Origin of the sequence: Archaeoglobus veneficus SNP6, assembly GCF_000194625.1 — an archaeon.
GTDB classification, from domain to species: domain Archaea; phylum Halobacteriota; class Archaeoglobi; order Archaeoglobales; family Archaeoglobaceae; genus Archaeoglobus_C; species Archaeoglobus_C veneficus.
Map to the genome: position 1 here is coordinate 652,765 of NC_015320.1, position 14,953 is coordinate 667,717.

General features: G+C 43.0%; 12 protein-coding genes and 1 CRISPR repeat array (1 of these 13 cut by a window edge). Of the genes, 3 read left to right on the plus strand and 9 right to left on the minus strand.

The window, feature by feature from the left end:
• Positions 1-108 precede the first annotated feature (108 nt).
• Positions 109-1,275: a bifunctional ornithine acetyltransferase/N-acetylglutamate synthase gene (gene argJ, locus ARCVE_RS03780; protein ID WP_013683457.1), complete on the plus strand. Its 1,167-nt coding sequence runs from the start codon at positions 109-111 to the stop codon at positions 1,273-1,275.
• Positions 1,276-1,277: 2 nt separating this feature from the next.
• Here the strand turns inward: argJ and ARCVE_RS03785 are convergent, their stop codons facing one another.
• Entirely contained in the window at positions 1,278-1,721 is a 444-nt protein-coding gene (locus ARCVE_RS03785; RefSeq protein WP_013683458.1) for a hypothetical protein, read from the minus strand.
• 193 nt (positions 1,722-1,914) lie between these two features.
• Here ARCVE_RS03785 and ARCVE_RS11495 point away from each other — a divergent pair, with 193 nt between their 5' ends.
• Together ARCVE_RS11495 and ARCVE_RS03790 are read left to right on the plus strand one after the other, a co-directional pair.
• Positions 1,915-2,070 (plus strand): hypothetical protein, encoded by a 156-nt coding sequence (locus ARCVE_RS11495; protein WP_013683459.1) that lies wholly within the window; start codon positions 1,915-1,917, stop codon positions 2,068-2,070.
• Positions 2,067-3,668 (plus strand): sodium/proline symporter, encoded by a 1,602-nt coding sequence (locus ARCVE_RS03790; protein ID WP_048085601.1) that lies wholly within the window; start codon positions 2,067-2,069, stop codon positions 3,666-3,668. The genes ARCVE_RS11495 and ARCVE_RS03790 overlap by 4 nt, the downstream gene beginning before the upstream one ends.
• A gap of 406 nt (positions 3,669-4,074) precedes the next feature.
• Here the strand turns inward: ARCVE_RS03790 and ARCVE_RS03795 are convergent, their stop codons facing one another.
• From ARCVE_RS03795 to cas4, 8 genes are all read right to left on the minus strand, one after another.
• On the minus strand, positions 4,075-6,285 hold the full coding sequence (locus tag ARCVE_RS03795) for a CRISPR-associated helicase/endonuclease Cas3 (protein ID WP_048085603.1): 2,211 nt from the start codon (positions 6,283-6,285) through the stop codon (positions 4,075-4,077).
• Complete coding sequence (cas5b, locus tag ARCVE_RS03800; RefSeq protein WP_013683462.1) at positions 6,260-6,907, minus strand: type I-B CRISPR-associated protein Cas5b; 648 nt, start codon at positions 6,905-6,907, stop codon at positions 6,260-6,262. Before cas5b ends, ARCVE_RS03795 begins: the two co-directional genes overlap by 26 nt.
• 3 nt (positions 6,908-6,910) lie before the next feature.
• Positions 6,911-7,972: a type I-B CRISPR-associated protein Cas7/Cst2/DevR gene (gene cas7i, locus ARCVE_RS03805; protein ID WP_013683463.1), complete on the minus strand. Its 1,062-nt coding sequence runs from the start codon at positions 7,970-7,972 to the stop codon at positions 6,911-6,913.
• The gene (cas8a1, locus tag ARCVE_RS03810; protein WP_013683464.1) at positions 7,969-9,426 is read right to left on the minus strand and encodes a type I-B CRISPR-associated protein Cas8b1/Cst1; all 1,458 of its coding nucleotides are present in this window, start codon (positions 9,424-9,426) and stop codon (positions 7,969-7,971) included. The genes cas7i and cas8a1 overlap by 4 nt, the downstream gene beginning before the upstream one ends.
• Positions 9,423-10,145 (minus strand): CRISPR-associated endoribonuclease Cas6, encoded by a 723-nt coding sequence (gene cas6, locus ARCVE_RS03815; protein ID WP_013683465.1) that lies wholly within the window; start codon positions 10,143-10,145, stop codon positions 9,423-9,425. Before cas6 ends, cas8a1 begins: the two co-directional genes overlap by 4 nt.
• Positions 10,146-10,253: 108 nt before the next feature.
• Positions 10,254-10,517 carry a CRISPR-associated endonuclease Cas2 gene (gene cas2, locus ARCVE_RS03820; RefSeq protein WP_013683466.1) on the minus strand — a complete coding sequence of 88 codons (264 nt, stop codon included), beginning with the start codon at positions 10,515-10,517 and terminating at the stop codon, positions 10,254-10,256.
• 38 nt (positions 10,518-10,555) lie between these two features.
• The gene (cas1b, locus tag ARCVE_RS03825) at positions 10,556-11,530 is read right to left on the minus strand and encodes a type I-B CRISPR-associated endonuclease Cas1b (protein ID WP_013683467.1); all 975 of its coding nucleotides are present in this window, start codon (positions 11,528-11,530) and stop codon (positions 10,556-10,558) included.
• Positions 11,531-11,548: 18 nt separating this feature from the next.
• Complete coding sequence (gene cas4, locus ARCVE_RS03830; RefSeq protein ID WP_013683468.1) at positions 11,549-12,055, minus strand: CRISPR-associated protein Cas4; 507 nt, start codon at positions 12,053-12,055, stop codon at positions 11,549-11,551.
• Positions 12,056-12,382: 327 nt separating this feature from the next.
• A CRISPR array of direct repeats spans positions 12,383-14,953; the repeat unit is 30 nt; unit sequence GTTGAAATCAGACTAATGTAGGATTGAAAG; it runs 2,053 nt beyond the window's last position.

Genomic DNA, 14,953 nt, shown 5'->3' on the forward strand with positions numbered 1-14,953 from the left:
TCTTCAAATATATCGTCGCTAAAGCCCTCACGCACACATTACGCCCAGTACGTCCGGTAAATTCCTAAATCGGAAAAGATTAAAAGACCTGAATTCAACCAGTGGGGCATGGAAATTAAAAGAATCGATGCAGGAATTACTGACGTTGATGGTGTTTACTGCTGTGGAATCAAGGAGGGTAAATATGGCCTTGGCATTGTGAAGTGTAAGGGAAAAGTTGCAGGGGTTTTCACTCTCAATAAGCTGAAAGCCGCTCCAGTCATTGTGACAATGGAGCATATAAAGGGCGGAGAAATAGAGGGTATCATCGTAAACAGCGGAAATGCCAATGCCTTCACCGGCGAGCAGGGAATAAAAAATGCAAAAAGGATGGCCGAAATGCTCGCCGAGAGGCTGGGAGTAGATGCGAGCAAGATAGCCGTAGCCTCCACGGGCGTCATCGGAGTTCAGCTTGATATGGGCTGGATAGAGACGACCTTCGAATCCATTTTCCCGAGCCTTAACTCGAGTAGAGATGCAGCTCACAGCTTCGCAAAGGCAATAGTGACGACGGATGCCTTTACAAAGGAGTACGCAGTTAAAGCAGGTGATGTGATTATTGCAGGAGTTGCGAAGGGGGCAGGGATGATAGCCCCAAACATGGCCACCATGCTCGCGTTCATTTTTACTGATGCGGACTTCGAGAGTCATGAATTGCAGGAAATGCTGAAAAATGCAGTTGATGTATCCTTCAATGTAACGGTGGTTGACGGAGACACGTCAACGAACGACATGGTTCTGCTTGTTGCAACTGGCAAGAAGAAGGTGGACAGAGATGTTTTCCAGCAGGGACTCAACGAGGTTTGCATCAACCTCGCGAAGATGATTGCAATGGATGGCGAGGGTGCGTCAAAGCTGATTGAGGTTTATGTCAGGGGAGCTAAAAGCAAAGAAGATGCGTTCAAAGCTGCGAGAAGTGTCGTCTCATCTACACTCGTTAAGACTGCCGTTTTTGGCAACGACCCCAACTGGGGCAGAATCATTGCCGCTCTCGGCTACTCCGGAGCGGACGTCGACGACTGCATAACGCTCGTTCTCGAGGGAGAAGCGGGCTCTGTCAAGCTTCTTGACAGAGGAGAAATCATGAACACGAGGCAGAAAGCCAAGGAAATAATGAGAAACAGCAAGGAAATCAAGTTTGTAATTGACCTTCACAAGGGTAGCGAGGAGGGTTACGCAATCGGCTGCGACCTGACACACGACTATGTAAACCTGAACGCAAAGTACACGACCTGAGCTCACTGTAGATCGAACACGTCTCCGGTTAGACTGTCCATTATTCTCTTTTTCCCGTCCTCTTCAAATATCCAGAAAACCTTGTAGGCCTTTTCCTCCCTCAAAATATCTGTTCTTGGAGTCCACCAGGATATAACCCTCATATTGCCCCACAGAAAGGCACTCTCCATCGCCTTCTTCCTTGCATCTTCTCTGCCAACAAGCTCGTCCATCACAACATCGTTCGGCACATCCCACTCGTGAAGCTCTATAAAATCGTCGCCTCTCTCAACCCCAAAGCGGTAGCAGTCAACGTAGGCGTAGTAGTCGAGCTCTTTGTCCCTGCCAGCTATCCTTTTGAAGTACAGCCTGATGTGGAAAATCCTGTAGGGGTAGAGGACGAAAGTTCTGGCATCATCCGGTTTAAAAATCGGATTCATCACCTTAACTCTGGTCATGTCCACCATTCCGGTTACCTACGATAACGAATTGATAAGACTTGCCCCGTGCCTATCTAATTAGATTATAATTTTTTCATACTTAATATGTACTACCAAACATTTATTTTACTTATTCGTCAATCTTGATAAAAATAGTTCAGATAGAAACCCCTTTATATGGAGTCTTGCAACGAATTCAGAGCCTTGGGGAGGTGTGTGAATGGGTCTCAGCAGCGCAGCATGGATGACCTTGCTTATTCCGACGATTTTGGGCATCGCTGTGATGATTGTGTACGGCTTCTGGGATAAAATAACGGGCAAGGAGTATCTCGTTACGGACGAAATTCTTGGCTACGACGAAGGTCTGGAGGAGTGAATATGAGCGTTCTGATTGGATTTGTGGTATATCTAGCAGTCCTCATGTACATTGGCTGGTGGGCAAGCAGGTACACGAAAACAGAAGACCAGTATTTCGTAGGTGGCAGAAGGGTTCGGGTCATTGCTGCTGCTTTGAGTGACAAGGCAAGTGACTTCAGCGGCTGGTTAATGCTCGGTTATCCCGGCCAGGCCTTTAAGTCAGGACTTGGCGCATTCTGGGCAGCGATAGGATGTCTATTCGGAACCCTCGCCGACTACGTTCTGATTGGGCCAAGGCTCAGGATCTACACAGGAAAGTTCAGAGCCATAACTGTCCCAGATTACTTGGAAGCGAGACTCAAGGATGACACGAAGCTCATCAGAATTCTTGGAGCGATAATCATCCTGATCTTCATGACGGCATACGTCTCCGCCCAGTTTGCTGCCGGAGGCAAGGCTCTGGCACAGGCGTTTGGCATAGACGTCAATACAGCGATTCTGGTAACGGCCATCATCGTAACGGCCTACGTTCTGACTGGTGGATTCTTTGCTGTTGTTTGGACTGATGTGATTCAGGCTCTGTTCATGCTTGCCACATTGATAATAGTTCCGATTCTTGCGCTGGCAAGTGTTGGTGGTCTGGACAGAGCTACGGAGATCATGGCGAGCGTGGATCCGAATCACCTGCATCCCTTCGGTGGCGCTGCTGGTTTCGCTGCCGTGGTCTTTGCGATAGGCTACGCGTCGTGGATCGTCGGCTACCTCGGCCAGCCACACATAGTGACGAGGTATATGAGCGTCGAAGATCCGAGAAAGCTCAGAAGGCCTGGAATATTCATCAGCGGCATATGGACGATCATCGTTCTGTGGGGCGCATTCTTCGCAGGTTTCCTTGGCTTTGCGCTGGTAGAAGGTGGAATCGTCCAGGTTGAAGACCCAGAACGAATCATTCCGGCAATTGCGCTCGAACTCATGCCATCGTGGCTGGCAGGCTTCGTTATAGCAGGTATTCTGGCGGCGATAATGTCTACCGCTGATTCACAGCTCCTCGTAGCATCTTCTGCTATCTCGAGGGATCTGTACCATAAAGTTCTCGGAAAAGAGCTCGGAAAGAAGCAGATGGTCAACATTGGCAGGCTTGTGGTTATAGCTCTCGCAATAGTGGCTCTCTACTATGCGATGAGCGGAAACAAGATAGTTTACGCAATGGTCGCCACCGCCTGGGGAGGTCTGGCAGTTGGCTTCGGGCCGATTCTGACGCTCAGCCTGTGGTGGAAGAGGGTTACGAAGGAAGCTGGAATTGCAGGAATGGCCTACGGCCTGATTTCGGAGGTCATCTTAGAGTCATCGATATACGGGTGGTCTTTCCACCCCGACGCTCCAGGAATCTTTGGTTCAATAGGAGCAGCACTGAACGGAGTTCCCGTGTTCTTCGTGAACTTCTTCGTAACCCTGCTCGTCATTGTCGTTGTCAGCTTGGTTACGAAGCCTCCAGAGGACATCGTTAAACTGCACGGAGAGATATTCAGGAAGGTTCCGGTTAGTGCGATGGAAGCGAGGAGCAGGAGCCAGGTGGAGAACGTTGCAGAGTTCGCCAGAGCAAAGGGGCTTGCTTAAACTTTTTTTGTTTCTTTTTGTGGGTTGGGAAGATAAAGACACTTTTAGGGTCATTTCTGCCGGTTTCAAATTCTAAGGATATCCATTCTTCGGCTCCTTGTGAAGTGGCTCTTAACGGATGACGAAATTTGAATTTACTAAAGAAGCTGACGAGATCATTAAAAAAGAGAGCGATAAACTCGTTAAATTATGAGCTACGAAGTTTACATATTCAAAAAACCAGAAAGAAGGTTGATAAATTCCTGACGGAGATAGAATTAAGGATAAATTAGGAGGTCTTAAAAACTTTCGAGAGTTCGTACATGTCTATCAACTAAATAAGTCTATTCCCTCTTTTACACACGGTTCTTTAAAACCTCCATCGAGAGAAATCAGATATTTAATCCTGTAAAGTTTTATCACAATATTAAATTATCCCTATCTCATTACAAACTTCATCCATAAGCCCAGTTTCATGACTGTACTTGAGATTTGCAATAATTATTCTGTGATCCCTATCATACCAGAAGATCTCTCCAAATTTATCCTGCAAGGCATAAAACTTCCAGTAAGGGAGCGGGACCAAGTATCGGTGAACCTCAATTCCTCTTCCGCTTTTAATTAATCTAACGGCCTTATCTGCAAATCTTACTGGGACAACTTCCAAACCCTGAAACATTCTGTAAAACTGGTGTTCACTTTCAGTCTTTTTAAGTGGTTGCAGATCTTCAAAAAGTTCGAGAGCAGTGAGTCTGTGCTCTTCTATTTCTTTGACAAGTTGGCTCTTTATTTTGGAGTAGGCCTCACTTACAAGGTTGGGGATAAGCGATTCCTTGAGTTCCTGCCCATCTAAGTTCTTTAAGATTTTGATACTCTCTCTTACAACATCATATGGTTTGTAAACGTTCTCATCTTTCTCAGAACCGTCAGTTAAAACGTAGACATCAGCTATTCTCTTTTCTTTCCATCCCTGTCGGTTTACTCTTCCAAATCGCTGAATAAGAGCATCAAGAGGTGCGGGTTCTGTCAGAATTGTCTGAAAGCTTATGTCTAGTGATACTTCAACAACCTGTGTTGCAACAACGAAATCATAACCGTCCAAATCTCTCCTCAATTTTCTCTCAAGCTCCTCCCTATTTCCGTAGGTAAACCGGCTGTGAAGAAGCATAACGCGATAACCAAGGCTTTTAAGTCGTTTATAAACCTCAATCGCCCTATCGACAGTATTGCATGCAATTAATGCAGGTGTAAGATTTCTCTCTTTAAATTTCTCTGCAAAGCTTTGAAGGTTCTCCTCAATATTTCCCTTAACAATTTTAACGCGATGTCTTGTGAAGCGATCAGCATCCTCGCTTGGAATTTTTAGCTTCTCTGGATTCAGCAATTCAATAAAAAGCTCCTCAATGAAGTCCGGCAGAGTTGCAGACATGATCAAAGCTTTCGTTTTGTGTTCTTTAAGTATCTCCAGCATTGCAAGAATTATTCCCAGAATATTCGGTTCATAGGCATGTATCTCATCAAAGATTAGCAAAGCATTTTTCAGCTCACTTAGCGTCATTTCGAAGAACCCAACACCGAAAAATGCCTTCATTATCTGGAATGGCGTTGTTACTTTTAAGGGTGTGAATATTTTTTGATAGAGACTTGAGAGGCGCTTATATTCAAAATTTGAAGCGTAGAGATAGTAGGATGATGAACTATGTAAAACACCAACTAACTCCGGACTTTTAAAATATTCCAGCATTCTGTCATACATTGCATTAATGCTTGCCTTATACGGTAAAACATAGAAAATTCTGTTGGAAACTCCTCTTTTGGTTGAATGACTATTAGCGTCTGCCCACAAAAGAGCACTCTCAGTCTTCCCATATCCAGTGGGTGCCCTGAGAAGGAGATTTCCTTTAATTTGATTTGCCTGTTTCTGCAAAGGTCTCCACTCTTCTCTTGGAATTCTGAACGCAATAACCTCGGCTATAAATGGAAGAAGTCTTACTGAGTTCTCACCTGCAGATGACAGATGATCACATGCATTCAGCAACCCTTTGAGAAAAATTAGCTCTTCTTTGTATTTTTCCCAATTTCGATCATACCAATTTAGCAGTCCATCGAAATTATATTCCTTAATTCCCTTTTTCCAGTCATCAGAGAGCTTAAACTTTCCGATAGTCTTGCCAAAAACATAGATCTCCCAGTATGGGATTTTTGGCATGAAAACTTCTTCAACATAGTCAGAATTTTCAAGGAGTTCATCAACTCTCTCAAGATAGCTCATCCATACGAATTCTTCGGCTTTAGTTGGTACCGGAAGGTCATTCAAGTATCTGTGGTGGGTCAAAATTGCAAGAGCAATCAAATTTCTTTCTTCCTCGACACAATCCAAAAACTGTGTAAATGCTGTTGAAAGGATCTCATGTCTGTATCCCCAGATTTCTCCTTTTGCTCCAGCTCTCTGAAAACCAACTGAACACTTGCCAAGATCATGCAAAAGAATGGAGTAAAAAAGAAGCTCCCAGAAATTTTTGCGTATTTCAGAAATCCACGGAAATGCAGTTTTTATACTCTTCATCACATTAAGAGCATCATTGACATGGCATTCGAGAAAATCGTTGGGGTTAAACTTTGCCATGCAGACCTTCATAGAGCCATACTCCGATGTCTATTTCGGGGTCGTAAGGAAGCTTACCATTGTATGTTTGTCGCTTTCTTTGAGCTAAATTTCTGGGAAAAGGCAGAATAGTAAATGGTTTTACTATTTTTGCTCTTCTTGGTGTCGTTGAGTAATCAAATTCCACTGGAAGTGCATGAACCAAACCCGGCAAACCTGAAGCTATTGGAACAATAGTTCCTCCAACAGGAACATTCGCCCTTTCTTTAAGCTCGATCTTCTCTATCTTTTCTACTGTGGCTATGTCGCTTGAACGTCCAAGCAACAATTGAAATTTCGGCTTTCTGAAGTATTTTTCCCATTCGTCAGGCAGGTAAAGATGAAGGGTGTTGTCGAACAACACCTCTCGCCTTATTACATCAGTTTCAGTTTTCCCCAAGGCATAGATTCTTTCAAGATCTACTCCTTTACCCTCACTCTTGAAGACATATCCAACGAATGGAATTTCGCTGAAAGACGCTATTTCGCCTCTTGCCGCTGACAATATGCCCTGAATTGTCGAGAGCGGAGGGACTGGTAAGGTGGGCTGATAGCCTGACTGGAATGTGGGATATCTAAAGCTTGCAGTCCAGCTTTTTATTTTTACTCGTATCATAGATCAACCATAGTAAGCTTCGATTTCTTCAGCAAACTTTTCTATTGCATCACCAACAGTTGTAACCACGACTTCGATTCCCTTTTCATTAAGAGAGTTTTTGACTTTCTTTAACTCGTCTTCCCACTCCCTCATGAATCCCTTGTCTTTGCCAATGAAAAGTTTCTTCGGATTGAGGAGATCTTTGAACTCAAGAATCCTTGAAATTAAAGCTTCAGAGTCAAATTTTATTTCCCCTCTATCCTCATAAATTATCTCACTTATGAATGGGTTTATACCTCCCTCAAACATTGCTAAGATCGTGAACTTGGGTGTCACATCAGTGAGGTACTGGGTTTGTTTTGCACCACCGAAAATATAGCGAAGTGCCTTAATCGTATCACTTGCCCTTTTCTTTCTAACTTCTTTTGGCATTATCAATTCTTTTTCGTTAATTTCAGTTCCAATTTCTTCTGCTTTTGACATAATTGCTTCGTATTCACTCTTTACTTCACTCAGATTCTTCGGGATTTCATCTACTCTTAACAGGTTTTTGAAACCGGCTTTGTCGATTATAGTATATCTTCCAACAGCGTCGAGATCCAAGGAAAAAGCCCCCTTTAAAACTGTAGAATAAAATTCCTGCGAGTAGGGAACAGGATCTCCCTCATGCCTTGAAGCGTATCCCTCATCTTGTGTAACTGAACTTCTATCCGGAAGTAAAGAGACCAATGGGGTGTTCTTCAGCGGAGATATCCTTGTAACGGTAATGTTCACGTTTCCTTTCTTGAATGCTCTCATGTATCCGAAAACGTCGTCGTCAGGATATTCTATTGGATTTGCAGCAGTAAAAACCTGCTTCTCCTCTCTAAACATCGGTGAGAGATTCCAATTGAAGCGTTCTGAGAGAGTCTTCCTCCACCAGTAGCGCCATGCCTGCGGTGAAACGTAGGGGTAGGACAGACCACCTTTTCTCAGTTTCTTAACTCTAGTCACCGTCCTTTCTGGAAGACTCTCATCTATACCAAGCATGTTCAAAGCCGAATGCGGTGCATCAACCAAAATCATACCAACAGCAAACCTCATTCTTCTCCACCTCCGTAGATTGCATACTCACTTTCTTCAACCCTCATTTCTTCGATTTTTTTAGATTCGACCGATTTCATCAACCTGTCGTGGAGCTTCTCATAAATGCGGAACAGCAACAGATTCTTGACAGTCCTCCAGGAAATGTTTATATCCTCTCCATAAGCTGTGAGAATTCTTGCAAACTCGTCGAATGTCATCAAAGGTCTCTCTATACCGAGATTCTGCCGAAGCTTCTCCACACGGATAAAGAATGCCTCAAACTGGTAAAGCTTTTCAGCACGCTCCAAGCTCCTTACTTCATCATCAAGCTTGTGCTCTGGAAGCTTCCCGATGGTTTCGACTATTCTGTCCCCAATATCTTTTATGAAATCCAAAACTTTCTCATCCAAACCCAACACCTCCGAGCAGTAAAAAGCCAAAAGACTCCAAACAGTATTTGTTTGTCTTGAAGTTCTGTTAATAAAATAAGGAAGAATGCTCTCATTGTTTAAGAGACGAGAGTAAACTTCATTTCGATTTGAACGTTCGAATTTTTCAAATTCTTCATCGCTTGGTTGTCTTCCCCATCCCATTGAAACAATATGCTTCCATCCTTTTTCATCTACAAGATTGGCGTAGGCCACAAATCTTAACACAGGAGTTGGAACATAGATCACATCTAATATTTGGCTTTGATTGTTGCATATAAAATAGTATAAGGAAACTGAAGAGTTTTCCCAGACTTCATCGCGTTCAATTTTTCTAGTTATTTCGCCTACAAGGTGAAAAAGAAAGTTTTCTGGTCTTCTGAATCCCCTTGCCTGAGATGCAAGTTTACTTTTCTTTATATCCTCAAGAGCTTCTTTAGAAAGCTCAAACATGAGTTCATAGGGATATGCATGTATTACTAACACTCTTGGAGGCTTTGAGAGTCTGTAAGATGCCAATGGCATGAACTGTGTCAAGAAAATGCAATGAGCGCAGATGTCTGCCCCACGAGTATTTGCAGAGTGGAAAAAGTTTGGAACACCTCCAGTCCCAAGTAACGGAAATACTGAGAGGTAAACTTCCTTTTTTGTGTATGCAGGCCTTCTTCCACACAAAACACATTTGGGAGAATCTCTATTGTTGACTTTAAACTCCTCTAAAATACTCCACAAATTTTCAGCTATGGCTTCTGGTGACCTCTTTTTAGTCATGCTTGGATTTGCCATTAATATTCCGCTATTGGGAAAAATCATTCCATGAAGATAACTCGAACTCCACTCTTTTGTTGCATAGAGTTTCGATGCAAAGTCTATTGCCTTTTCTATGTCTTTTTCATTAAGTTCTTCTGGCTTATTTTTTCCAGCAATTAGTAGAATCGCAGCTAAACCTGCATCCACAAAAGGATGACCCGTCCAGTAAAATTCTATACCATCTACTTGCTTCTCTTCTTCGGTATGGTCCTCTACCAAGTTACTACTACTCATACCACCTTCACCATCCCGAAACCCATGCTGTTGCGTTCCCCAAACCCCGCCTTATACCCGACTTCCAGCAATTCCTTACTCCCCTCAGCCTCAAAAACCATCAGAGAAGCGCGGTGAAACGTATTCTTGAGCTGAACCCTTACTGGCTTCGAACTTACTACCCTAACCCGAAGTTCATCATCCTTCGGCTCTCTGCCATAAAACGCCACGTATTTCTTAACCAGATTCTTCCTCAAATTCTCGTAAAACTTCGGGTTGTTGGGATACAGATCAACGGTTTTCTTCCGCCCGTTTTCTTCCACGGTGGTAACGTTAATCGGAGACAGCGTTACGAACTTCTCTCTTTTACCCACTTCTTTCTCCTTCATCACATTTATTTCCGACACGACAAACTCCGTGCCTCCAATCTTAACTTCGGGCTTCTCCAGCAGTCCTTCGATGAGAGCGACACCAACATACTTCCGCATGGTCGAAAAGAAGAAATGGACGTTTGGGTTCAGCAGCCTCATCCTCCCGTTTTCAATCCTAAACTTTCGCCCCTCCACCATCAATCTGCTGAACGTGAAGAACTTGAACTGCGATGGAGTATGCAATTCCAGAGAAAGTTCTGGATCGGCCCTCTCAATAGCTCTGTAGATCATAGAGGCGAGATGGTATGAATGGTTAAAATCGATGTATGCAGGATCCGAGCAGGCTGTTAAACCAATCCGCAGCCGCACACGTTTTTTGCTGTCTTAATTTTACTTAAAATTTTTGAGTGGTGCGAAAGTGAACTAATTTTAAAAAAGCTATGTATTTTGTTTTATAAGTTTAAAATGTAAACTGAATCATATTATCTCACTGCTGCAACTCTTGTCGATGCCGAGAACGTCCTTCTTTAGACTCCTGTTGCTTGGCAGGCGGTATATCACTACCATGTCTTCACTGCCATCGATTATGTCACTAAGTCCGAGCTTCACTTCCTCCAAATCCGCCTCGCTTAGCTCACCCTCAAACACAGAGTTCTGGATCCACGTGAGATATCGTCGCAGGAACTTCTTAACCTGGTTGACCCTCTCCACGTTCACGTCGTAGACTATGATAACGTACACGCTACCACCTGCGTGTTTCACAACTCATTGTCCACCCGCTACCACCACATAACGAAGGGAGAGTACTTTTCAACGCCAAGCAAATGTTTTGCGAGCTTGTAGCACTCGAGCCTTATGAGTCGCTGATAAGAAACGTTTCTGTTGAGCTTTCTGTGCTTTATTGTCGTGTTCAATTTATCATTGTAAGCTTTCAGGAACTTCTCCTTTCCGCTCTCGCTAAGCAGAACTCCATTGAGCTCCTCCCTGAAATCGTCATTCTTAATCACACCTTTGTTTACAAGCCCGAAAATCGTCCTGTCAACGATCAGTGGCTTGAATATCTCCGCTATATCGAGAGCGAGACTGAATCGTCTTTCTGAGGGCTCATGAAGATATGAAATCGTTGGATTAAGCTGGGTATGGTATATTTCGGAGAGGACAGTTGAGTAAAGCAGCGCGTTACCGAAGCTTATCATTGCATTCACCTCGTTGTGCGGCGGTCTCCTGCTTCTCCTTTCGAACTCGAAGTTTCGCAGTATCGAGTCGAAGGCTGAGTAGTATGCGTTCCTGGCGTTTGCTTCCACGCCCATTACCTCGTTCACGGTTTCTGCAGTCAGAAGGCTCTGCAGAGCATCATCAACTTCCTTCTTCGCGTCTTCTTCTTTGTAATAGGCCAGAACTCTGGACATGTTGAGAATTGCTCCCTCAACAAAGGCCTTTGCCAGAAATAGTCTTTTCTCTTTATCGATGTAATGCTCAACCTGCCTGACGAGCACATCTCCCGAAACGAGAGTCTCTCGTGGATAAAAGCTACCAACGTAGAATCCGGAGCGGTTGAAGAAGTGAACGCACACACCTTCTTTTGCCAGTGTTGAAAGGGCTGGAGATGTGACGGTGAGAGAGCCAAGGGCGTAAATGGCGTATATCGAATTGATGGGTATTGGTCTCTTTCCTTCCTCGTTCTCGAAGTATATCGTGTTTTCGTGCCTCCTCAGCTTCCCGTCCGAGACTATGTAGTAGTTCCTCTTCTTCAAAACCATCACCTGCGACACTTATGAAAAACAGAACTCAAAGTACGCGCACCTCCTACAGATTTTCTTTTTCTCCGGTTTTGGGATGCCTCCGGCAACGATTTCATCTATTTCCTTCACGATATTCTTCAACTTCTCCTCATCCTCTCCACTGAGCTCCAGCTTGATGGTTTCTCTATGTTTTGGATACGTCAGAACAGCTCTGGCTTTAATCCCGAGGGTCTTGAGGAAGTATAGGTAGTAGAGAGTCTGGTAAACGTGAGACTCCTCCATCTTTTTGGACTTCTTCACTTCTCTTATTTCAATCACGTCTCCCCGCTTCACCACATCTATGGCAATTGGGCCGATTTGAACATCTTTTTCGTCTCTTGAAAAGACCTCTCTGTGGATGAGCTTTCCAAGCTTAACAGCATCACTTTCTTGCTCCATCGTTACATTGTGGCTGAAAAGCCAAAGTTTCGTCTTGCAAATGAAATAATAGTTAACCTGCGTACCACGCACGTACATCTCGGAAACTTCCGAAATCACAAGTTTGATTTGTTTCTCTCACCGTATAACCTTTTCTCCATCCATCGTCCATCTTTTAATCTGCTGTTAATATTGATTAAACTTTTGATTTTTATTTGGTTCTTTTAGGCTACTGAGGATGGAATGGACGTTGTTTTGAATCATCCCCTTTGTATTTTGATTTTTATCGATTTACATTTGAATAATCTGGATTCTATGAGAAAGAGGTCGAATCCGTGGATCGTCCACCTTTTTAAAGAGTTTGCACAACTGAAGGTGGGCGATTCGGGATTGCCATAGCAGCCTTCAGAAACCTTTAAATTACCATTCAGGAGAAAATTACCGAGTGTTGAAATCAGACTAATGTAGGATTGAAAGGAGATTTCCCCTTTCAATCCTCATCCTCATCTATCTCCCGTTGAAATCAGACTAATGTAGGATTGAAAGCTGCGACGTATCAAGAGTCTTTCCGTTAGCCGTTTCATGTTGAAATCAGACTAATGTAGGATTGAAAGGCACAGAAAATTGAGTGCTGGAGAGGATGCAAAAAAATGTTGAAATCAGACTAATGTAGGATTGAAAGATCGGGGAGGGAGATTAGGATGGATATAGAGTGTCTAGTTGAAATCAGACTAATGTAGGATTGAAAGGAGTTCTTTGGCAGAGATAAGTTCAGTAAGGTTATCTCAAGTTGAAATCAGACTAATGTAGGATTGAAAGGCGCTATTCTTTTACTTCTCGCAATGCGGTAATCAATGGTTGAAATCAGACTAATGTAGGATTGAAAGAAGCGCTTGGCTGCTTACTGCGTGGCTCAGTACTGCGCGTTGAAATCAGACTAATGTAGGATTGAAAGGAGGTGGTTAGAGACATCTTGAATAAAATGATGGGCAAGTTGAAATCAGACTAATGTAGGATTGAAAGCTTATTGACTTCTTCAATTCTCCCTTTTAGATATAGATGTTGAAATCAGACTAATGTAGGATTGAAAGGCATAACAGAGTGCGCCCTCCGTGCCTCCCGTTCCGTGTTGAAATCAGACTAATGTAGGATTGAAAGATGGGGGAACTGGCTCGAACTCGCTGATTTCTTCGAAGAGTTGAAATCAGACTAATGTAGGATTGAAAGCAAATTAGCAAGGGCTACAACGATACCATCATACGGAGTTGAAATCAGACTAATGTAGGATTGAAAGATCAACATCGGTCCGGGACAATATCAGTTCAAGGCGAGGTTGAAATCAGACTAATGTAGGATTGAAAGCTATGAGTACTGTAAAAGGAATTTAAATTTAAAATAGGGTTGAAATCAGACTAATGTAGGATTGAAAGTTCTAATGCCGTGAAGTATGCTCTTTTTGCTTCGGGAGGTTGAAATCAGACTAATGTAGGATTGAAAGGATTGTGGCGGTGATTTGGTGGACTTAGGCAACAATGAGTTGAAATCAGACTAATGTAGGATTGAAAGTACTTCAGACAATACAATATCCCAATCGAACAACACAGTTGAAATCAGACTAATGTAGGATTGAAAGACGGTGAACGTTGATCATCCTTTGATTGTCTTGCTGGTTGTTGAAATCAGACTAATGTAGGATTGAAAGTGTCCATCAAAAGGCCTAACGGAGGATGAGGTTCAAGAGTTGAAATCAGACTAATGTAGGATTGAAAGTTCCCACTTGATGATACCCTGACCTTCATTCTTTTCGAGTTGAAATCAGACTAATGTAGGATTGAAAGTTGTGGTATAATTAATAGTTCTCATCTGCCATTTTTTATGTTGAAATCAGACTAATGTAGGATTGAAAGGCTCGCAAGGAAATGCTGAACGGAAATAGGCACACCGTTGAAATCAGACTAATGTAGGATTGAAAGACTCTTTCACCTCCTAACAGCTTTTTTCTATATACTGTCACTGGTTGAAATCAGACTAATGTAGGATTGAAAGTCTATACCACCTCAAAAAATGTTTAAGGAAGCAGAATCTGTTGAAATCAGACTAATGTAGGATTGAAAGTTTGGGGTAACTGGCTTGAGCTTGCAGACTTCTTAGAGGTTGAAATCAGACTAATGTAGGATTGAAAGGCGAGCATGAACGGGAACTGCACGAATCCGCGGGCTCCCGTTGAAATCAGACTAATGTAGGATTGAAAGATAGCTGCAAAAATCTTTTGCATCCCTGCAAGTCCCCTTGTTGAAATCAGACTAATGTAGGATTGAAAGGCAAATAATCTATAAACTGTCTCGCTAAGTCGAAAGCGTTGAAATCAGACTAATGTAGGATTGAAAGCTCGAGTTCCCTGCTCATCCTGCTATATCTCTCAAAAATGTTGAAATCAGACTAATGTAGGATTGAAAGAGGATTACAGCCGGAATCCTCAGCCAGCCGACGAAGTAGAGTTGAAATCAGACTAATGTAGGATTGAAAGAGATTGCCCCCCTCAGCATGGCGGGGGACATTCGCGAGTTGAAATCAGACTAATGTAGGATTGAAAGTATTGTCAACCTTTTAATTCGCTCTTTCAATGCCCTAAAGTTGAAATCAGACTAATGTAGGATTGAAAGTAGAGGAATGGGAAATTCTGGGGAAGGATGACGAAAAAGTTGAAATCAGACTAATGTAGGATTGAAAGCTAAGAAGGCTTATAGTTGAGCACAGACACTTGGATTTAGTTGAAATCAGACTAATGTAGGATTGAAAGTAGGGGGGAGGTAGATGAGGATTGAAAGAGGGAATCTCAGTTGAAATCAGACTAATGTAGGATTGAAAGGAGAAGAGCTGACGTTCACTGAAGAGGACGGAAACAACGTTGAAATCAGACTAATGTAGGATTGAAAGCTGGGGTAACTTTCCGAAGTTCAAATGCAGGCATGAACTGTTGAAATCAGACTAATGTAGGATTGAAAGGATTCTAAGTTA